Source organism: Idiomarina fontislapidosi, assembly GCF_003226255.1.
In the GTDB taxonomy this organism is placed as follows: Bacteria; Pseudomonadota; Gammaproteobacteria; order Enterobacterales; family Alteromonadaceae; genus Idiomarina; species Idiomarina fontislapidosi.
The window spans coordinates 49,621-70,389 of record NZ_QJST01000010.1 but is presented as its reverse complement, the minus strand read 5'-3'; the positions used below and the strand labels follow the sequence as shown (position 1 = coordinate 70,389).

Here is a 20,769-nt window from a genome sequence, read left to right as displayed (position 1 = left end):
ACGTACCTATGTTTAGTGACACAATTTAGCGATTAACGGGTATGATTACATAAAATGATGTCACATCGATTGTTTATTTGAATACTTTAGAAAAATAGTAAAGGAAACGCGCCATGCGAAAATTATTTTACACGTTGACCGCTTGCAGCTTGTTAATGACTGGAACTGCGTTAGCACAACAGCAAAGTTATCAGCATTTTGAACCTAAACCCGCCGAGAACTTAGAACAAGCACTTGCGAATATTCATGAATATAACGCAAAGTTAAAGTCGTTAGCCGAAGGTGAGATGACGCCAGAAGACCTTGCTAAAGTTCATGAAATTACTTACACCCTCGAAGTCGCCCTCGCTCGATTGAGTAAAGAACTCGACGTCGCAGCCAATTCGCTCGAGCAAGTTCACTTAGGCTCAGAGGCGATGAACGAAGCGCGCGTAAAAGGATTCGCAAAAGACTACCTTCGCACGCTCGAGACCATCACAACGTCGCAGCACGACGAGTAAACACTTTATAAGCCACTGGCTGTTAAATGCTTAACCCAAAACTCAGGTGCTTGTTTAAGCGCCTGAGTGCCTATAGACACCTCGCAAATCGCCGACTCTGCATCTCCTGAGCGTGGAAGTGGCAAGACAATTACGCCCGTTTGTTGACCATAGTGAATAATTTTTTCGGTCACCGCTGCGGGGTTACTTTTTAGCCGAATGTGAAACATAGCCGCTTTGGGTTGTTTGGGAATGAGTTCAAACCCAGCGTCACTGAGTAAGTCGGTTAAACGCTGTGTGTATTCAACGAACTCAGGCATTTTAGGCAGGTATGTTTGCACACCTAAGCGAGCTGCAAGCGCTGAAGGATATAGGGTGATGGGGTTTCCGCCCGCTCGTCGCGCCCAAACTCGGCTAGCCGTTATGAGATCTTCAGAGCCGATTAAAGCCGCGCCATAAATACCACCGAGATCTTTATAAAAGCTGACATAAAGACTGTCGAATAATGCCGCAATATCAGCCAACGAACGTTGATAGTACTCGGTTGCCTGCCAAATTCGTGCACCGTCTAAATGCATCCGCACATTGTGTTGACTGCACCAGGCGCGCATAGCGAGCAGATCATCCCACGAAGGCATTTCACCGCCGATTTCACGCATCGGTGTCTCGACGATAATAGCAGCTGTTTTATTCGGATCGAGCGCGATGACATCGACGGCAGTCAGTACGCGTGTTGCTTCGCCAATAGGTGTGACAGAGAGCCCCCATAGCGTACGTATCGCATCGTGTTCATGCAGCTCTAAATGAGAGGTCGGGTGCAGTCCTATCGTATTACGACCGCTGATTTCGCTGTAGCACTTCATCGCCGCGCATTGAGCGAGGGTACCTGTGGGTAGAAAAAGTGCAGCAGATTTATCAAAAAGCTCACAGATTTGTTGTTCAAACTCACGGATGACTCCACCCCGTCCGTAGCTGTCCCGTGTGTCAGCCTCATCAGCGTATTGGCTTAGCTGCTCCAGCTCCTCACCGAGTGAGGGTTGTTGATGGCGGTGAATAACGCTAGAAGCAGTCATTTGCAGTTTCGAAAACTCAGATTTTAATGCATCAGATATCTGCATTTTTTATTTCATATGGACTTTGCCGCCAATCATTTTATAGGCCGGTGTGCCGCGAATCATGGTTTCTCGCGCAAACTCTTGACCACAACCAGGGCAGTGGCATGGAGTGTGCGTATGATCCTCGACTATCCGTTCAATAAAACATTTTACCAGTGCGCCTTTACCGCCTTTGCGATATTTAAATAACGTCGCTTTACATTGCAAACATGAAATTTGAACTGTGCGCACAGGACCTTTTTTGTTTGGCTTAGCCATATCTCCCAATCGGTTGCTGAGGTATATGCTCATACTAGCAATTGCGACGGTCGTTTGGCTAACGCTCGACTATAAAAGTCCTAAATCGATCGCTTTAAGGACCGCACGCGTGCGATCGTGAACAGATAATTTAGCCATAATCGAAGAAACTTGGTTTTTGATTGTGCCTGTTGACTTAAACAAGCCGGCGGCAATTTCCTGATTACTCAGCCCTGCCGCCATGAGTCGAAGGACAGCGAGCTCTTTATCGGATAACGGTTCAATAAGAGACGGTGCCGTTTGAGTTGGCTTTTGCGTGAGATGCGTGACGATACGCTCAGTAATTGCCGGCTGTAGCCACGTACCGCCATCGACAAGTGCCTGGATGGCTTCAACGAGCGTCTCTAACGAGACATCTTTAAGTAAATATCCTTTTGCGCCGGCCGCTATCGCCTTGATGATCAGTTCGTGGTCATCAAAGGTGGTTAAAATTAAAATCGGTAGGTTGGGGTGTGTTTCGCGTAAACGCTGAGTGGCTTGAATGCCGTCCATAATGGGCATACGGATGTCCATTAAGACGATATCAGGCTGGTCAGACTCGACTCGACGGATCGCTTCCTCGCCATCGCTGGCTTGACCACAGATAGTGATTAGCTCACTCATCGACAGCAGGCTCTCTAGACCTTGTCGGATGAGGGTTTGGTCATCCGCAAGCAACACCTTGATCATTAGTTTTGCTCCTTGGGCAGCGTTGCTGTAATCGTTAGGTTGGGCTGCTCATTGATGGTCAGGCTACCTTTTAACTCGATAACCCGTTCCTGCATACCACGCAAGCCGTTGCCCAGCGTAAGGGGGGCTTGGATTGTGCCTGAGTCAACGATCAGCATCTCGATGCGTTGGTTATTGGATAGGTCAATATTTAGCGTTCGACCATTGGAGTGACGAAAAAAGTTAGTGATTGCTTCTTTCGCGATGAGTAAGAGCGCCTCCGCCGTTGCTACATCGGTAATCGCTACGTCATCAGCGACATTGATAATAACGTGCTTGTCTTGAGTCTTTAATTGCAAAGCGAATAACGCTTTTTTGATATCGATAGCAGCGGAATCGCGTATATCACTGATAGCTTCACGCACGTCGGCGAGTAACAGCTTGGCCACGTGTTGGCTGCGCTCGATAAGCGCTTTAACCTCGCCCTCCGATTTACGCTCGGCGACTTGCAACTGAATGGTTAAAGCGGTTAAGTGATGACCGACCAAGTCATGGATGTTTCTGGCTATACGCGTACGCTCAGATTGTTTACTGGCTTCGGCCAACAGTGTTTGCGTTGCGCGCAGCTCTCGATTAATTGCCTCTTCACGCTGTCGAGCTTGTTGCTCTTTTAATTGTGTCACCATCATGACGATCGAAAATATTTCAAACGTCCAAAATAACAGAGCGCTTACCCAAGCCCCCGATTGCTGCCAGTGAGTGTGGTAAATCACACCGAAGGCAGCTGATAAAACGGCCATCACCATGATCGCTCGCGGCAGAGTCATAAAGTAAGGTAGTTGCGCTGCCCATATTACGAGCAAAATAGCGACATAGTTATGGGGAATGACAAAGAAAAGAAAATAGATACACAGAAGTTGAATGACGATTAGCCAATAGCGCGTGTAAGGTTCGCGTTTAAATGGCTTCGAACGTGTCGCGAGGTGAAAACTGATAATAAAGCCAGCGAACGCAAGATAGGCTAAATAGGTCGCAACATCACTCCACAGCAATAAGCCTTGTCTGTGTGTAAAGTACAGCGAGGTGGTAGCAACAATGAGCCAGGTCAGCAACGCTGCCCAACGGTCTGCACCAAGCCGAGTGATAGATGAAATATAGTTTTTTAGTTTCATCGTTGAAGTATGCCGCGAATGCTTTTATTTAGGAATAGGCCAAAAGTCACCTTTTAAGTCATGACCTTTGTCACTCACAAGCCGGATTGAAATTACATACGCTTACGGTTAGTGAACTGACGGAGAACACGCATGTTGCACTTACACACTTTTCTTTTATATATACATATTATTGCTGGCGCGCTGGCGATGGTCCTGTTTGTGATTCCGATGGTGGCTCGTAAAGGGAGCCTTAATCATCGCAAGTATGGGCGTTTCTACACTTACACGATGTACATCCTAGCCGTTTCTGCGTTGGTGATGTCGACAATGGTGCTTGTCGCACCGACTTACTTCAAAGGGCAGTTAATTGCGCAGTCTGCATCGCCAGAGAACACGCTTGCAACGGTAAGAATGTTCTGGACGCTACTGTTGTTTTTATCGTTGTTGACCTTTACCTCAATTCATCATGCTAACCGCGTATTGCAAACAAAAGCCGACAGAGCACCGTTGCGGCAGTGGCATTATGTAGCGATGCCGTTACTGCTGATTGCTGTGGCATTGGTGTTATTGGTACAGGGCGTAATGATGTCCCAGCATGCGTTGGTGAGTCCTTACCTTCATTTTATCTTTGCGGCACTGGGCATAGTGAATGGTTATCAAATGCTCTCGTACATATTTGCTAAACGCGTGGTCGGTAACCGCTGGATAATCGAGCATTTAAGTTCGATGTGCGGCTCGGGCATTGCTGTTTATACGGCGTTCTTTGCCTTTGGTGCTCGGCATGCACTGACGCATATTGGGCAATGGCAGCTACTCTTTTGGATGATGCCGGGTGTGTTAGGTGGCGTAGCAATTTATTTCTACAGCAAAAAGTATCAACACCTTAAGACACGCCGAGGCGCATGAGATGAAGGTCATAATACTACTCTTCACACTGTTATTCAGTCACTTGGCGATTGCGCAGACTACCGAGATTGAGAAACTTTTAACGCTCGAACAGTTTGACCAAGCAGAGGTGATTTCAAGACAGCAAATTATAGATAACCCAACAGACGCCACGGCATGGTTTTGGCATGGTCGCGTGATGGCAACTCAAGCAAGCAATAGCTTCTTCAGTGCGTTTAGTTACGCAACCGAGTCGCTGGAGGCGTTTAAAAAAGCGGTTGAACTAGAACCCAATAATGCGACTTTTGTCATGGGGCTGGTAACGTATTATCGCAATGCGCCCGCCATTGTTGGAGGGGGCGAAGAGCATGCGCGTGAGTTAATCAAACAGAGTTACCTTCGCTCTCCAACAAACTATCAATTTCAGCTTCAACACGGCCTGGTGCTATTCGAGGAGCAAAAGTGGGAACAAGCTTTCGAACTGTTCCAAGATATGAGGTCAGGCAACGATGTGTCAGAACGGTTAATGGGACATTACCAGTTCGCTCGCACGAGTGTTTTCTCGGGTTTGCGCGTGCCTGAAGGGATCAGTGCGATGAATACCTATCTTGCGATGATTGATAACAGCGACAGCTCACTACCCAGTGCTGCTTGGGCGCGTGTTCGACTCGCACAATTATATTTAAAACAGGGGGCTGTAGACGAATTCCAGTTGTTAGCCGAGGCGCGTGAAGACCATGAAGAACAGGCCTTAGCTGAGATGTGGCAAGCACTTCTCGACCGAGATTAAAAGAAACGGATACAATTGCGACCCGCAAGTTTGGCACGATATAGCGCGGTATCCGCATGTTTTATTAGACGATTGCTTGCCTCAACGACCTCGATATCAAAGCTCGGTGGCTCATAGTAACCGCCAATACTGACCGTGAGTACATTTGAGCATTGAGATTTTGGGTGATGGATTGCCATTTGATGAATGTTGTCATTGATCTCATTGGCCATTTTTAATGCATCACTGGCATGAGCGACAGACAAGAGGATGGCGAACTCTTCACCCCCATATCGCGCAACGAAGTCAGTACTACGCTTTACGCGTTGCGCTAAACATTCACTCACTGCCTTGAGCGCGTCATCGCCTGCTAAATGCCCGAAGTGATCGTTGTAAGCCTTGAAGTCATCAATATCGAGCAAGAGCATCGCGATGCCAGTCTTTTGTCGCTTCGCTCGCCTTATCTCTAAAGCCATTCGTTCATCAAGAGCACGGCGGTTAGCGACGCCCGTTAAACCATCGATGTTGGCTTGCTGAGTCAATTGTTGATTCGCTAACTCAAGCGCACGCTTGGTTTCAAGAAGTGCTGAATGGGTGCGTTCGCGCTCAATAGTATTGGCGATCATGTTAGCGATAAGGCTGAGGTGTTGAACGTCCTCCTCGGTCCAGTCATGCTGCTGACGTACTTTATCACAGCCGACAAAGCCCAGAATGCGTCCCTTGGCAACCAAACCAATGCATAAAACCGACTTAATGTGTTCGCGCTCGAATTCTTCACGTTCGGCGCTGGCGTCGTCCGGCAGCTGAGACACATCTGGACAGACAAACCGAAAGTCGATCTGCATTGTTTTGAAGAAATAAGGTAAGTCCTGCTCTTGGATATTTTGTAAATCATCGATATGACGGGAGAACCCTTCACGCACCCATTCGAAAGTATTCGACATTGTCGAGATATCTTCATTAAACTCAAAGATATAGCATCTATCGGCGTGGCAGTATTCACCATAGGCAGCAATGACCTCAGAAACACATTCGGATGTTTCTGAACCTTGGCTATTAATCAAGCGGGTCGAAAGCCTCGAGAGCAACTGATCAAATGCTGACATGAGTTATTGAGTCTTTGTATTTACTTAACACTGCCCTAAGATTACTAAAGTTGCACTAAAAATCATCATTTTTCCGTCGAATCTACGAGAGGCCTGATAAAAGCACTGTCGATTAACCGTCAAGTGACCTAGGATAGGCACAGCAGAGTCTCGTCTAACAGTATTGGGTAAAAGGAGTTTAGTTTGGCTGAGCAAGCGCCTGGTTTCATCGTTGCACATAGTCACCGATTAGAGGACTTGACCGATATTGCGGTGAGTTTCATTGAGCGGTTTCCGCTTGCTCCACTCGAACAAGAATCCATTTTGGTGCAAAGTAACGGCATCGCACAATGGTTAAAAATCAACCTTGCGCAACATGCAGGCATTGCCTCGATGATTGATGTGACGCTTCCGGCGCGATTCCAGTGGCAAGCTTATCGCGCTGTGCTCGGAGACGACATTCCGCGAACTTCGCCCTTTGATAAAGCACGCTTGAGCTGGCGTTTGTTGCGCTTGTTACCTGATATTATTGAGCAAGACACGCGTTTTACACCGTTAAAGAACTACATCTCCGATGACCTCGATAACCGCAAGCTGTATCAATTAAGTGAGCGGCTCGCTGACCTATTTGATCAATACGCAATTTATCGCGCCGACTGGCTTGATAGTTGGTTAAACGGACAGGATGTATTGGACCGTGACGAGCCGATCGCCCAGGAGCAGGCGTGGCAGCCAGAGCTGTGGCGCCGTGTCGCTCACGATATTGGTGTGGAGCACCTTTGGAACAACCGAGCAACCTTGCATCAGCAATTTATCAAGTCAGCCCGTGCATTGAATCAACGTCCGGTCGGTATTCCCCCTCGTATCATGGTATTCGGCATATCGTCTTTGCCACAACAGATGCTAGAAGTACTGGATGCGCTTAAACATGTCAGTCAAGTTGTGTTGTGTGTACATAACCCGTCGAAATTTTACTGGGCGGATATCGTTGATGGCAAAGAGCAGTTAAAACAAGTTGTAAAAGCAAAGTCGCGTTTAGCGCACAAGCCTGGTATGCCGCTCGACTGGAGCGACGAAGAGCTGCACCAGCTAGCACATCCGTTGCTCGCATCGTGGGGGAAACAGGGGCGAGATTACATTCGTCTACTCGATTTGTACGACGAATCGGTACAAAAAAAGTCGGCGTTGGGCAACATGATGTTGGAGTTATTCGAGCCGCATGCAACCGAACACGCATTGGGACAGTTACAAGACGACATACTTAACTTACGTCCTTTGCATGAAACTCAACAAGCATGGGCGCCACTCTCTGAACACGACCACTCGGTTCAGTTTCATATATGCCATAGTCCTCAGCGCGAGGTTGAAGTACTACACGACCGGTTACTCGCTGCGTTTGCCGCTGATCCGGAGTTGAAACCCAGAGACGTGATGGTGATGCTCCCCGATGTTGATACCTATGCACCTTATATTGATGCGGTGTTTGGTCGCTATGCACGCAGCGGAGATAGCCAAGACACGCGTGCGATTCCTTACACAATTGCTGACCAAACGTCGCGACATAGGGCGCCTTTGCTTATTGCCCTCGAGCTGTTGCTCTCAAGCGATCAGTTAAGGTTCACCCAAACGGATATGCTGACGTTACTGAGCACCCCCGCAATACAACGACGATTTGATATCGATGATGACGATATCGAGCAACTGCGGGTTTGGATGAATGAATCGGGTGGACGCTGGGGCTTAAGTGCCGAGCATCGTAGCCAGTTTTTTATGCCTGAGGATGATGAAACGAATAGCTGGTGGTTTGCGATAAAACGTATGATGGCCGGCTACAGTGTGGGGTATGCCGAGCTTGATAGTGACTGGCAAAACATTGCTCCTTATGCCGATATCGGCGGCTTAGGCGCGGATTTAGTGGGTCGCTTTAGCTATTTTGTCGAGCAATTGGACCTTTGGTGGGAGCGCGCTAGAGAACCGCGTAGTTATAACGATTGGGTACCTGTTGCAGAATGGCTGGTTGAGACGTTCTTCGAAACAGAAGAACCGGGTGATGCGCTGCTTAAGAATCAGGTGGTGGAGCAGCTTTATCAGGTCGCAGAACATGTTGATGAGGCGGATAACGCAACCGAACTCACGATTGCACTGTTCCGCGAATCTTGGCTAGCACGTGTCGATGAGCACAGTTTAAATCAACGTTTTTTAGCGGGGGCTGTGAACTTTGCAACACTGATGCCGATGCGGGCGATTCCATTTAAATTTGTGGCTGTACTGGGCATGAACGAAAGCGATTACCCCCGTAATACGAGCCAGATTGACTTTGATTTGATGGCATCGCGTTACCGACCGGGTGACCGTTCGCGTCGAGATGACGATCGCTACTTGTTTCTTGAAGCACTGCTATCTGCGCGTGATGTGTTTTATGTGAGTTGGGTTGGCTTCAGTGCACGCGATAATAGTGAGCGCACACCGTCAGTATTGGTGGCTCAATTGCGTGAACACATACAACAAGGCTGGCGCACGGATTTCGCCGAGCATACGTGGGCTCATAAACTACAGCCATTTAATCGGGCCTATTTTGATAACGACACGCGTGTTTTTTCTTATGCAAGCGAGTGGGCACAAGCTCACGATGCCACTTCGCTCCCCTCTTCATTAGCGCAAGGGATAGTGCAGGCAGACGAAAGCGCTGAGCGGACGGTCAACCTTAACGATGTTAAGCGCTTTGTGCAGGAGCCGGCACGGCTATTTTTTAACACTCGGTTAGAAACGTATTTCTCGGTTGATGCAGATGAAACGGCCGATCGAGAGGCGTTTCAGTTGGATGCGTTAACCGAGTGGAAGCTGATACAGCGTGTCGTCGATAAGGCGCGGGAGGCTGTGCGCCAGAGTCATGAGCCAGAACAGGCGATCGACGATGAGCTTGCTCGTATCCGTCGTGAGGGGGCGCTGGGTACCTCGGCGATTGCCGAGCGTCATCAACGTCATATTGAACAGCAGGTTGAGGATATTCTCGCAACATACCGTATCGTTGCAGATGGCTATACCCGGCAGGACACGATACCTTACTGGCTTGATGCGACCTTCAACCAGATTACAGTCGAAGAAGGTCTTGAAGGTTTGCACTGGGATGACACGGGACAGTGTGCTTGGATTATCACGACGGCGAGTCAAGTTGCGGCGAAAAAGGCGGAAGATATTACGGACAGTGGATGGAAACATTTTGCACCTTATTATGTCGGTCATTTGTTGCTAAACCGACGGCAACCCACAGTGACGCATATCGTTTCACGGGGTGGTTGTCACTTTAAGCTGCCGCCTATTGAACCTAATGTGGTGAATTTTCAGCTTGATGCGCTGACACAGTTAATCGCTCAGGCGTATCGCGAGCCGATTGCAATGCACCTCGATTTGGCGCGCATCTACTTGAAGGCTATTAGTAAAGAAGACAACGCAGCCGCGGCGGATGCCGCAGCACGCGAATACTATGAGGTAGGTTCTTCGCAACGTAGGCCGCTACTAGAGACAGCCGAATATTGTGCACGCGCAGCGACCTCATTTGATGAAATTCGAGAGAACCCCCATTTTATGGCATTCATCGATAACCTTTACCGCCCGATGTTTGAATTTGTGGCTCAACAGGGGGGTAAGAAATAATGAGTCAGGTATTACAAAATCCGTTAGATTTTCCGCTATTCGGCAGCCGGCTCATCGAAGCAAGTGCGGGTACCGGTAAGACCTATACGATTGCGGCGCTCTATGTGCGCCTGGTGATCGGCATGCGTGCTGAAAGCGACGCAGGCACACCGTTGGAATCCCCGTTATTGCCGCGCAATATTCTGGTTATGACGTTTACCAAGGCAGCAACGGAAGAACTCAGTGATCGTATTCGTGCGCGTCTTGCTGAGGCAGCACGTTATTTTCGTAACGTTGAAAGTCAATCTGCGGATCCGTTTCTCACGCAGCTAAGGCACGCGTGCGAATCGCAAGGAGAATCACTTAATTATTTGGCTCGGTTGCTTGAGCTGGCATCGGAATCGATGGATGAAGCCGCGGTTAAGACGATTCATGGTTGGTGTCAGTCAATGTTAAAAGAACATGCGTTTGCCAGCGGGAGTTTGTTTACGCAAAACGTTGAGACCGACGATGAAGAGTTACGTCGTCAAGCGGCTGAAGATTATTTCCGTCGGTTTATTTACCAAAGTGATAGTGCCACTCAGGCGGCTTTACTTGCGGTATTCGATACGCCAGAAAAAATTATGGCGCAGCTTTCGCGTGTTGGTGAACGTCAACATACGGGTGACGGTGACGACATTGCAGCGCGTCTGCAAATGGAAGCGGAGCGCTACCAAAACGAGTTGAAGGTATTGAAGCAAGATGCCGGTCCCGAGTTTGAGAATGTTCTTGCCGATCTCGATGGTGTGGCTGGGGTTGCGCAAAAAACTAAGCAGATTCAGAAGTTTGCTGATTGGTGTAACAGTGATGCAGAAACCGATGTGAAATTTACCGACGCCAACTGGCGTACGATCGGTGAAAAGGACCTGCATACGCTTTACGAAAAAAAGCTCGGGGGCGCGGAGCTTCCCGCACACTGGCAGGCGGTTGTTCAATTCACCGCGCAGTTTGAGCGCATTCACCAAGTTAAACGCGGGTTTGACGAACTGATTAACGATCATGCCACACAGTGGGTGAAAGCACGTTTCACAGCGTTACAAAATCAGCGCGCTGAGATGAACCATGACGATATGCTGACACGACTGAGGGATGCGTTGCGCGGTCCTGATGGCGAACAACTTGCTGCAACCATTAGGCAACAATATCCCATCGCGCTTGTGGATGAGTTTCAAGATACCGACCCTGTTCAGTACGAAATTTTTAATCGCATATATCGACTTAAAGACCCGCTACCAGATACTGGTATTTTCTTAATCGGTGACCCCAAGCAAGCTATTTATAGCTTCCGAAACGCTGACATTTTTACCTATTTAAAAGCGCGCCGAGATACCGAAGGGCGTCATTATAGCTTAGCCACAAATTTTCGTTCATCGACGCAAATGGTTGATGCTGTCAATCATCTGTTTGAGCGCGCAGAGCAGTTCGAACGCGGTGCGTTCTTATTTAAACAGTCGGATAAAAATGAGCTACCGTTTGAACCTGTCTCGGCGAATGGTGTAAAGACAACCTTCAAGCATCGTTTGCGAAGTCAGCAATTGGCCCCGGCGCCTGCGCTTTACTGCAGTGTTAGTGAGCAACAAAAGCGTAAAAAGAGCGATGCTTTTAATCACCTTGCAGCCCACCATGCGCAATTGATCGTCGACTTACTCAATGACCCAGAAGCCGGATATTACAATGAACAGGATGCGCTTGATGAGCGCGTTAGCGCAAAGGATATGGCTATTTTGGTGAACAACTTTGCCGAAGCCGATGCGATTCGAACTGCTTTGGCCGCGCGCGGCGTGAAAAGTGTTTATCTATCCGAGCGCGAGTCTGTTTATGCTCAGCCAGTTGCACGTGATTTACTCTATATTCTTAAAGCCTGTGCTGCGCCACGAAATGCCAGCGCACTCAAAACGGCGGTGGCGGCACCGTTACTCAATTTATCGTTGGCGGAGTTAATTCGCTTACATGATGATGAAAACACCTGGGAGAAAATCGTTGATACCTTCATTGCGTTTCATGAGGTATGGCGAAGTCAGGGCGTACTTGCGATGTTACACAGGCTGATGCACCACTTCCAAGTGCCAGCGACGCTGCTACAAGATAAGATTAATGGCGAACGCAAGCTTGCTGATGCGCTGCATATTGCTGAGCTGCTTCAGCAAACCAGCATGGCGCTTGAAGGCATGGCCGCACTCGTGAATGACTTTGCTGAAAAGGTCTACGAGCGACAAAGCTTTGGTGCGAACAGGCGAACTCAGCGGGACGAGCAACAACTCAGGCTTGAGAGTGACGACGATCTCGTTAAAGTCATCACTATTCATAAATCGAAGGGCTTGCAGTACCCCTTGGTTTTTTTACCGTTCGTAACCTATACCCCGCAAGAGCAGCATCGCGTAAAGCCACCCATGACATATCACGACGAGCAGGGCGATGTTCAAGTTTTATGGTCAAAGGATGATCCGGCTAAAGCACGTGTGATCGATGAGCTTCTAGCAGAGGATCTGCGCAAGCTCTATGTTGCAGTCACACGCGCTCAACACGCGACCTTTATCACGCTAGAAAATGTTGGCCAATTTGAGCATAACCCATTGGCCTACTTGTTAGGTGAAGGCGCGTTGTCTGATACGTTGTATCAAGCCACGAGTGAAGCATGGGACAAACCGGGTGTGAGTGTGGTTTCGCGTTTAGAGCAGGACGAGACTTTTGAAGCGCTGCGTGAGCAAGCGCGTCAGCACACCACATTGGTCGCACGGGAAATGCCAAGAACCCAGTTGCTCGACCGCTGGTGGGTATCGAGTTACAGCGCTTTACGTTATCAGGCGAGTAATGATTATTTGCATTCTGGTCCCCAAACGGCAGTAGAAATGAATCTTTTAGAAGAAGCGGGTTCTCGTAGGGGTGAGGAGACGCTGGATGCTGACCCATTGAGCTATTTGCCAAGTCACTTACATCGTTTCCCCAAGGGAGCTACGCCGGGCACATTACTGCATAATGTGCTTGAACAGTGCGCTATTACAGGCTTCTCTAACGTTGTGGCGGAACCACAACAGGTGGATGAAATTATTCAACAAGCGCTTCGCGGCGAAGCCTGGGACGAATATCGAGACATGCTCAAGCATTGGCTGATGCATTATCTTGCGCTACCAATGAGATTTAGCGACAGTCTGCCGGCCATCGCGTTGACTGAACTAGAAGTTTACAAAGCTGAACCTGAGTTTTGGCTGCCTGTATCTGAACTGCAAGCAGTGAAGCTCGATCAACTAATACAACGGCATATTCATTCGGGGCATACGCGACCCAACCTTGAAGGCGCTCAACTTAATGGCATGCTAAAAGGATTCATCGACTTGGTGTTCGAGCATCAAGGGCAGTACTTTGTTGTCGACTACAAGTCCAACTGGCTCGGAGTGTCTGATGACGATTACAGCGCGGTCGCGATGACCGAGAAAATCTTGGCAAGTCGCTATGATGTGCAATATGTGCTCTATACGTTAGCGCTGCATCGTCAGCTTAGGCAGCGACTAGGCACCGATTATGATTACGATACGCACATGGGGGGTATTGCTTATTTATTCTTACGAGGTAATCACGCAGAGACCGGAGGCGTCTACCGGGCGCGTCCTCCATACGCTTTGATTGCTGAACTGGATGCCATGTTTGATGGAAAGGAGAGCCATGATGTCGCATGAAGCACTCAGTTATCTTCGCACTGTTGCCGATGAGTGGTTCGAGCATCAGTGGATACGTGCTGTGGATCGCGCCATGATCGATTTCTTATTGCGTAGCGGCGAGACTCACCCTGCCATGCTGGCGCTGGCGATGTTAACGTCTCATCAAGCTGGGCGCGGCTTGACGTCACTCAAGCTAGATGAGCTGAAAAATTCACCTGAGCGGTGTTTAGCATTGCCGCCGTCGGGTCGTCCTTACACTGTTACATCGCCTACCGAACTGCTCAATCAGCTCAACGTGTTTGATACAAGTTGGCAATCATCAGTGACTCTGCAGGGCAAGGATTCGCAAAGTAGTCCACTCGTGTTAGTGAGCCAGCATGAGGGTGAGCGTTTGTATCTGCGCCGGTATTGGTATTGTGAACAGTACAATAGTGCAAACCTTGAAAGACGCATGGAAACCAGTTTCAAGGTTGATGATAACGCACTCAATAAAACCTTGGATGCACTGTTCGACGCAGACGACGCGCCACTGAACTGGCAGCGTATGGCATGCGCGAACGCTGCAAGAAGTGGTTTTAGTGTTATCACAGGCGGACCCGGTACAGGAAAAACCTATACCGTTGTTCGGTTGCTTGTTGTGCTACAGCAGCAGTTTCAGCAGACACACGGGCGTGCGTTGCGCATTAAGTTGGCAGCCCCAACCGGTAAAGCGGCTGCGCGACTCAGTGAGTCGATTAACCAAGCGCTATCTGAGCTTAACGACAAGCTGCCTGCTGAGTTAAAGGCGTTGTTGGCAAACATTCAGGTTGAGGCATCGACTGTTCATAAATTGCTCGGTGTCATCGCTCATTCGAGACGTTATAGACATCATGATAAAAACCCAATTCGCGCCGATTTGATCGTGATTGATGAAGCTTCGATGCTGGACATCGAGATGATGACAGCGTTACTGCAGGCAACGCCGGCTGATGCGCAGTTGGTATTGTTGGGTGACAAAGATCAACTTGCTTCGGTTGAGGCTGGCGCTGTGTTAGGTAATTTGTGCGAGGGCGCAGAAAATGGACGTTATTGGTCCTCTACAATCGATAGTCTAACTCATACCCCTGAGCAACGAGCGTTGCTGACGGAATATTATGATGAGCAAGGTCCCAAGCGCTTGCAACATGTGGTCATGTTGCGCCAAACCCGACGTTTTGAGCAGGCAATAGCGGAAGTCGCTAACGCCATCAATCGGCAAGATACACAGACACTTGCGCGTCTGATGTCGACACAAGCCGAAGGTAGTGGACATGGCACTGTGAATTGGCTGATGTTGGAGAATGATACTGAAAGCCGGTTTGACGCGTTAATAAAAAATGGTTTTTCACAGTATTTGAGCGCTCTTAAAACTTGGCGTAATGCGCCTCCGGAACAACGAGATGCCGCCGCGGTATTGCATGCTTATGGGGCATTTCAACTGCTGACGGGCTTGCGTAACGGACCTTGGGGTGCCCATGCGTTGAATCGTTATGTTGCTGATGTGCTAGGGGTCGATTCAGAGCGCTGGTATGAAGGACGGCCGGTGATGGTCACCAAGAACGATTATGGTTTACGGCTAAATAATGGGGACATTGGCGTGACCTTTAGGATGCCAGAAACCGGTCAATTACGCGTCGCCTTTTTTGATGTGAACGGAAAAGTAAAATGGGTGTTGCCGAGTCGGCTGAACCATGTCGAGACGGTGTATGTAATGACGGTCCACAAGTCTCAGGGATCTGAGTTTGCGCATGCTGTACTTGTCAGTCCACAGCATGATTCGCCTGTGCTCACCAAAGAACTTTTGTATACCGGTGTTACGCGTGCGAAAAAGCAATTGACCTTGGTAGTCAGTCGTAAATCCGTTTTGTTGGACGCTGTATCAAAAAAAATTAATCGTTGAGTCGATTCTTATCGTATTTGTAAAGATTCTAATGTAAAGATACGTTTCTTTACCTATATTTAGGGAACCTAGACAAAAGGACCTCCGTCACGAATGCCACACTCAACACGAAAGCTCGACGAGCACATTTTTTTTGATTGCGTCGAACAAACGAGTCATTACTCACTATGGTTAAAACGTGTTGAACCGGATTCCGATGCTCTCGCGCAAGGGCGTTTAATCAACGATCGACGCTGGCAAAAGGTCGTGAATCCTAAATTGTTCCATGATGCGGGCGAGCAATATGGACTTGCTTTGCCTAAAGGCGTTTGGTTGGATGAGCTTAACTGGGATAATTTGATCGATGCGATTTCTGTTGCCGAGCGTATCGTCAATGCGCTGAAGCATACACACCAGCACGGGCTCATTCAGCGGACGATGAATCCGAGTGCGTTATATGTCACTGATGAGCATGTCATCGTGACCGACTTGTCGGCAGCGACAAAGATTAGGTTCATTCATACCCCTTGGTTTCCTCTGCCACATAACCCAACTTCGCTAAAGTCGATTGCTCCAGAGTTAACTGGACGTTCACAAGCGGTGGGCGACTTTCGTTGTGACTTTTACAGCTTAGGCGTGGTGTTATTTTATTGGTTTGCTAGAAAGTACCCGTTTGATGCAGACACAAGCGGCGGCTTGGTGCATCAACATTTAGTGGCGACGCCCGCACGGTTAGATCAAATTAACGTTGAGTTACCCAAGGTGTTGTCCGAGGTCGTGTCTCGACTCTTAGCGAAGCAGCCGTATCAACGTTATCGCAACGTTGATGAATTACTCAGTGATCTCGGCACTGTGCGTCAGGTCGTGTTAGGTCAGCGCAAGGATGATATCAACAGCATTTCTCGATTGGGCTTCGCGAGTGAGATCGAGCGGATTGGATCGTTGTATGGTCGAGACAACCCACTTAGGCAACTTGATAAAAAGTACAGCATGAGTCGCGATGGCGGGATTCAGGGTGTATTTATTTACGGTCGCTCGGGTGCTGGTAAAACATCTTTAGTGCGCAGTCTTTACCCACAAATGACAGCGGATGATGCTTTTTTTATCTCTGGTAAATATGAGCACTCGACGAGTGGTGTTCCATACATGGGGTGGCTTTCGGCGATTGAATCTTTAGCTGGCTATTTCGAACAAATGCCGACAGTCCAACGAGAACAATGGCGGACTTGGCTATCTGAAGTGCTGTCTGACTACTTATCGACATTTTTAAATTGGGCGCCCGACATAAAAGACAGCCTTGGTTTTGCTGATCTTGATAGCTCAGCTCAGCAGGTAAATCTGCCGGCATCAGAGCTAAAACAACGTGTTGGCGAAACTATCCGCCGCTTTCTATCGGTGTTTGAACGCGCCAATCGTTTACTGGTTATCTTTTTGGATGACTTACAATGGGCAGACCAAGCATCCGTCGAGTTGCTCGAATGGATTTTGACCCAGCCGAGTAAGGCACCTGTATTGTTCATTGGGTCATTACGCGAAAATGAGGTGGATAGCGGTCATCCACTGAGTATTGCGATGCAGGAGATCGAACGCGCGAACTTTGTACCAATTAAGCATATTAAGCTAGATGAGCTATCCGTTGATGATATTTCGCTGTTACTTGCTGAAAAAGTTCAGCATGAGAACAAACAGTTTCAACAGTTGGCCTATTGGTTACATAAACACAGCCGTGGCAATCCCTTCATGGTGTGGCAGCTGTTAAAAACACTTGGGCAAAAAGGACTGTTGTCGTATCGAGCCGAGACGGGCTGGCATTGGCAAATGGATGCGATTAACGATTTGGATGAAATTGATGACATTTTCTCAGTTATCGAGCTCCGTTTTCGGTTACTGCCAAGCGATGTCCAGAATCTACTGGCACAGGCTGCCTGTATCGGGGTACGTTTTGATGTTAAGTCGTTGGCGAACCTCACGGATCAATCGACCGATACAGTGTTGGAACAGCTGTTGCCAGCTATTAATGAGGAGTTTGTCGTTGTTGAGGCTGGAATAAGGTCGCTGACGCTCGACGAGTCGAGCATGACGTTTAGATTTATTCATGATCGCGTACAAGAAGTTGCTCATCGCATCCTTGATAGTATGAGCCGAGCCAAGGTCCATTATCAGCTTGGCATGCAACTCATTCAGCAAGCTCAGGCGCAAGCGGAAGCGCGCTCCATCCGCATCGTTAATCATCTATATCGCGGCAAACACTTTATAAAAAGTGCTGCTGAGCAGCGCGCCTTTTTACTCTTGGTGGTGCATGCCGCCAAGAAAGCATCATCGGCAGGTGCCTTTGCTGAAGCCTTAACTATCTTACGGCAAGGCATGCACGATAATCCATGTCTCGAGACACTGTGGCAGGCCGATCCCGATTTGGCCTATGCGTTATATTCTGAACGAGGTGAGCTTGAATATCTCAACTCGAATTTTGAACGAGCGGAATACTTTGTTCAGCAAGCGATTGGCAATACCGATTCGTTACTTAACAAAGCCAGTTTGTATACAAAATGGGTGCAGCAAGCGACATTAAGTGCAGATTATGAAAAGGCGGTTAAGCTTGCTCGCGAGGGACTGGCACTTTTTGATTTAGGTCTTCCAGAGGAAGCTGAGCTCAACACATCCTCTTTAAAAGAGATGGTCGCGGACGCCGTGTCGGAACGTTCATATGACGACTTAGAGCACTTACCAGTGCTTGAAGATGACACCCAACGCGCGATCTTAGCGTTACTGATAGCCGTTGGACCCCCTTGCTATCGTGCTTTTCCTCGGCTGTGGTCGAGTGTCGTTATCGCTCAGTTCAAGTTGATGGTCACTTACGGTGCAAATGGTGCCGCAGGGTACACCTTTCCAGCACTCGGTGGGTTACTTGTAAATCATGGGCTTGCCGATAGCGCGCCGATTAAATCACTGTATCGGGTCACTGAGTCATTAACACGAAAACGTGGTGATATGAGTGCTCAAAGTATGGGCTTTCTTATGATGGGAAGCTCACTCAGCCATTGGTTTAAGGCGCAGAGAATTGCGAGCGATGATTACATGGCTGCCTACCGGTGTGGTCAACAGTCGGGCAACTTGCAATATGCTGTTTATGGCTTTGGTCATGATACCTATTGCCGATTTTTATCTGGTGAACCGCTTTCTGAGCTAGTACCGCGCGTTGAACATTATCTTGAGTACGCCAAGCAGCGTGGCAATACCTGGGGTATTGACCTGATGACAGGTGCGCTCGGGGTGATGTATCGATTGAGTGGTATCGGTCACTTCCGCGGTAACTTTGAGCAGCATGTTGCCCAAGCAACCGTAAATAATAACCATCAAGTACTTGCCATTTTGGGTTGCATGCGACTGATCGAAGGTTTAGTTGGCAACGAGCGAATGGTGGTACAAAAAGCACTTGAGCTCGGTGAACGCTACATTGAGCATACGTCAGTACAAGGTTTACTTCCCATGGCGCATTGGCCTGGGTTACGCATATTAGCATTGAGCCAGCTTGAGCAACTTGATGACGGACCTCTTAATATTGCCATTGAGCGTTACAGCACTTGGACGGTATGGCAGTCTGATAATTTTCAGCATTGGTTGGCGCTAATGCGCGCGGAGCAAGCTCGCTGTAAGGATGAGATGGAGCAAACACTCGGTCACTATGACAGAGCATTGCGGCTTGCTCAGAAGCAAGGTCAGTGGCAAACCGCTGCGATAATTGCGACGCGCGCTGAACATTATTGGCAAAGTAAAGGTCATCCTGGGTTCGCAGCGGTGTATTCATCACAGCGGCATCACGTGATGGAGCGTTGGGACGCGATCGAGGTAATGAATGATAGCGAGCGTAAACCCCATTCAACGGGTTACTCAATGAGCATGGATGCGGTGATCGAGATCGCTCAAGCGCTTTCAGCATTTACCGAGCACGATCGCCTTGTATCTGAGGTATCCCGTATTCTAGTGAGGCAAACCGGCGCACAGCGACTTGCCCTCATGTTATGCGAGGATGATGAGCTTAAACTCGTCATGGATGTCGAACATAATCTTGAGAAATACTTTGAACCCAGCGTCGCGTTGGATCAGGTCAATAACCTACCGACCGCAATGATCAGACATGTGGCAAAAGTGAAAAAGCTTCAGCACATCAACGAACACACGCTAATAAACCGGAGTTGGCATAACCGCGCTGAGGATATCAAGAATAATCATATCAATGACTTTTCTGGCTCAGCAGTTAGCGTGCCTTTGGTCTACTTGGGGGATTTGATTGGCGTACTGTACCTAGAACATAGCCGCAACCGTTACGCATTCAATGAGCGGCAGATGCCGATTGTGGAGTTTATCGCGGCGCAAGCTGCGATTTCGATTCGCAATCTTGATTTAATGCGAGCATTGGCTCGCGAGGGCGAAGCGCGCGCTGAGGCCGAGATGCGTATGCGCTTTGCTGATGCCGAGATGGCATCTCATGACAAAGTAAGACAGCAGTTGCAGCACCTTGCCAATACCGACGCGCTGACTCAATTGCCGAATCGCCGTTTCTTTATGAACGAATTACGGCAAAGTTTTGATGTGTACAAGCGCCAAGGTCATCAAGCAGCGGTTGTTATGATGGATATTGATTCGTTTAAAGTTATTAACGACCATTACGGTCATAGTGCTGGCGATGAGGTGCTCAAGGCGATGGCTGAGCAGTTTAATCATGCAATACGTATCAACGACGTCGCAGCAAGGATTGGCGGTGAGGAGTTTGCATTACTTATCCGTGAGGCAGACTTTTCACAGGTCTTAGCCATTGCTGAACGCCTACGCAAAGCTATTGAACTTGATTCGATCAAACACAGTGGTGAAGAAGTCGATTACACGGTCAGTATGGGAATTTCGCAGTTTGAGCCGAAAGATACTCAATTTGAATCGATTTTGAACCGTGCCGACCGTGCGCTCTATCGCGCGAAGTCGCTTGGTAAAAACCGAGTGTGTCATGTTGAATTAGAAAAGTGAGCCGTACGGTGTTTCGCGCCTGTAATTCGAAACACCGTACGACAACTGCTCACACAGCTAACTAACGTGAAGTGCAATTTAATTATATGCAAT

General features: G+C 48.6%; 12 protein-coding genes. 7 read left to right on the top strand and 5 right to left on the bottom strand.

The features are described 5' to 3' along the window. Positions 1 to 113: 113 nt before the first annotated feature. Positions 114 to 500: a DUF6746 family protein gene (locus tag DFP83_RS10555; protein ID WP_110575510.1), complete on the top strand. Its 387-nt coding sequence runs from the start codon at positions 114 to 116 to the stop codon at positions 498 to 500. 5 nt (positions 501 to 505) lie between these two features. On the opposite strand, the gene DFP83_RS10550 is transcribed toward DFP83_RS10555, so the two are convergent. The 4 genes from DFP83_RS10550 to DFP83_RS10535 form a co-directional block, all read right to left on the bottom strand. Then, positions 506 to 1,597 carry a threonine aldolase family protein gene (locus DFP83_RS10550; protein WP_110575508.1) on the bottom strand — a complete coding sequence of 364 codons (1,092 nt, stop codon included), beginning with the start codon at positions 1,595 to 1,597 and terminating at the stop codon, positions 506 to 508. A gap of 3 nt (positions 1,598 to 1,600) precedes the next feature. Continuing rightward, the gene (locus tag DFP83_RS13675; RefSeq protein WP_110575506.1) at positions 1,601 to 1,852 is read right to left on the bottom strand and encodes a hypothetical protein; all 252 of its coding nucleotides are present in this window, start codon (positions 1,850 to 1,852) and stop codon (positions 1,601 to 1,603) included. A gap of 69 nt (positions 1,853 to 1,921) precedes the next feature. After that, on the bottom strand, positions 1,922 to 2,560 hold the full coding sequence (locus tag DFP83_RS10540) for a response regulator transcription factor (protein WP_110575504.1): 639 nt from the start codon (positions 2,558 to 2,560) through the stop codon (positions 1,922 to 1,924). After that, positions 2,560 to 3,711 (bottom strand): sensor histidine kinase, encoded by a 1,152-nt coding sequence (locus DFP83_RS10535; RefSeq protein WP_110575502.1) that lies wholly within the window; start codon positions 3,709 to 3,711, stop codon positions 2,560 to 2,562. The genes DFP83_RS10540 and DFP83_RS10535 overlap by 1 nt, the downstream gene beginning before the upstream one ends. 132 nt (positions 3,712 to 3,843) lie before the next feature. On the opposite strand from DFP83_RS10535, the gene DFP83_RS10530 reads away from it, so the two are divergent. Both DFP83_RS10530 and DFP83_RS10525 read left to right on the top strand, forming a co-directional pair. Next, positions 3,844 to 4,599, top strand: a complete 756-nt coding sequence (locus tag DFP83_RS10530; RefSeq protein ID WP_110575500.1) for a DUF2306 domain-containing protein — start codon at positions 3,844 to 3,846, stop codon at positions 4,597 to 4,599. Position 4,600: 1 nt separating this feature from the next. Next, positions 4,601 to 5,368: a tetratricopeptide repeat protein gene (locus DFP83_RS10525; RefSeq protein WP_110575498.1), complete on the top strand. Its 768-nt coding sequence runs from the start codon at positions 4,601 to 4,603 to the stop codon at positions 5,366 to 5,368. On the opposite strand, the gene DFP83_RS10520 is transcribed toward DFP83_RS10525, so the two are convergent. Then, positions 5,365 to 6,453 (bottom strand): sensor domain-containing diguanylate cyclase, encoded by a 1,089-nt coding sequence (locus DFP83_RS10520; protein ID WP_110575495.1) that lies wholly within the window; start codon positions 6,451 to 6,453, stop codon positions 5,365 to 5,367. The two genes, DFP83_RS10525 and DFP83_RS10520, sit on opposite strands and share 4 nt — an antisense overlap. A 183-nt stretch (positions 6,454 to 6,636) precedes the next feature. Between DFP83_RS10520 and recC the strand changes: the two genes are divergently transcribed. The 4 genes from recC to DFP83_RS10500 all read left to right on the top strand — a co-directional run bounded on the left by recC (position 6,637) and on the right by DFP83_RS10500 (position 20,676). Beyond that, on the top strand, positions 6,637 to 10,086 hold the full coding sequence (recC, locus tag DFP83_RS10515) for an exodeoxyribonuclease V subunit gamma (protein ID WP_110575493.1): 3,450 nt from the start codon (positions 6,637 to 6,639) through the stop codon (positions 10,084 to 10,086). After that, positions 10,086 to 13,778 carry an exodeoxyribonuclease V subunit beta gene (gene recB, locus DFP83_RS10510; protein WP_110575491.1) on the top strand — a complete coding sequence of 1,231 codons (3,693 nt, stop codon included), beginning with the start codon at positions 10,086 to 10,088 and terminating at the stop codon, positions 13,776 to 13,778. The genes recC and recB overlap by 1 nt, the downstream gene beginning before the upstream one ends. Further along, entirely contained in the window at positions 13,765 to 15,678 is a 1,914-nt protein-coding gene (recD, locus tag DFP83_RS10505) for an exodeoxyribonuclease V subunit alpha (protein WP_241971628.1), read from the top strand. The genes recB and recD overlap by 14 nt, the downstream gene beginning before the upstream one ends. Before the next feature lie 93 nt (positions 15,679 to 15,771). Beyond that, positions 15,772 to 20,676, top strand: a complete 4,905-nt coding sequence (locus tag DFP83_RS10500) for a diguanylate cyclase (protein WP_110575483.1) — start codon at positions 15,772 to 15,774, stop codon at positions 20,674 to 20,676. Positions 20,677 to 20,769: the final 93 nt, after the last annotated feature.

Bases quoted from the DNA above. Each gene is read 5' to 3' on its own strand.
- DFP83_RS10555 (WP_110575510.1), top strand. From the start codon at position 114: ATGCGAAAATTATTTTACACGTTGACCGCTTGCAGCTTGTTAATGACT.
- DFP83_RS10550 (WP_110575508.1), bottom strand. From the start codon at position 1,597: ATGCAGATATCTGATGCATTAAAATCTGAGTTTTCGAAACTGCAAATG.
- DFP83_RS13675 (WP_110575506.1), bottom strand. From the start codon at position 1,852: ATGGCTAAGCCAAACAAAAAAGGTCCTGTGCGCACAGTTCAAATTTCA.
- DFP83_RS10540 (WP_110575504.1), bottom strand. From the start codon at position 2,560: ATGATCAAGGTGTTGCTTGCGGATGACCAAACCCTCATCCGACAAGGT.
- DFP83_RS10535 (WP_110575502.1), bottom strand. From the start codon at position 3,711: ATGAAACTAAAAAACTATATTTCATCTATCACTCGGCTTGGTGCAGAC.
- DFP83_RS10530 (WP_110575500.1), top strand. From the start codon at position 3,844: ATGTTGCACTTACACACTTTTCTTTTATATATACATATTATTGCTGGC.
- DFP83_RS10525 (WP_110575498.1), top strand. From the start codon at position 4,601: ATGAAGGTCATAATACTACTCTTCACACTGTTATTCAGTCACTTGGCG.
- DFP83_RS10520 (WP_110575495.1), bottom strand. From the start codon at position 6,453: ATGTCAGCATTTGATCAGTTGCTCTCGAGGCTTTCGACCCGCTTGATT.
- recB (WP_110575491.1), top strand. From the start codon at position 10,086: ATGAGTCAGGTATTACAAAATCCGTTAGATTTTCCGCTATTCGGCAGC.
- recD (WP_241971628.1), top strand. From the start codon at position 13,765: ATGATGTCGCATGAAGCACTCAGTTATCTTCGCACTGTTGCCGATGAG.
- DFP83_RS10500 (WP_110575483.1), top strand. From the start codon at position 15,772: ATGCCACACTCAACACGAAAGCTCGACGAGCACATTTTTTTTGATTGC.